The sequence below is a fragment of the Veillonella sp. ZSJB6 genome, from assembly GCF_051549505.1.
Taxonomy (GTDB): Bacteria; Bacillota; Negativicutes; order Veillonellales; family Veillonellaceae; genus Veillonella.
Genome location: NZ_JBPUGE010000106.1, coordinates 1 through 255 on the forward strand (window position 1 = coordinate 1; position 255 = coordinate 255).

The 255-nt window shown below is 39.2% G+C and carries 1 protein-coding gene; it reads right to left on the reverse strand.

Annotated features, from left to right (window positions below; all coding sequences use genetic code 11):
- Positions 1-12: 12 nt before the first annotated feature.
- A partial coding sequence (locus tag ACSV5T_RS10075; RefSeq protein WP_438321040.1) for a recombinase family protein occupies positions 13-255 on the reverse strand: 243 nt, incomplete at its 5' end.

The following is a 255-nucleotide window of genomic DNA, read 5'->3' on the forward strand; positions in this document are numbered from 1 at the left end:
ATGGTCGGGGGCTTACTTAAGACGACTTAATCGGTCAATATCTTCAATCAGCAAAATATCACCGACTTGACAGTCATTAAGTAGCTCATTGAGTTTTGGACGCTCAAGTTTTGCGCCACTTTCATTCTCAATATAAAACTTGGCAATAACCAAGTGATGCGCAGTAGCAAAATCAATAAGACTCTGTTTGGCACGTTCAGCATTTTGTTCAGCAGTACTTGCCCTTAAATAAGCTCTAACAAACATTTTTTCCCT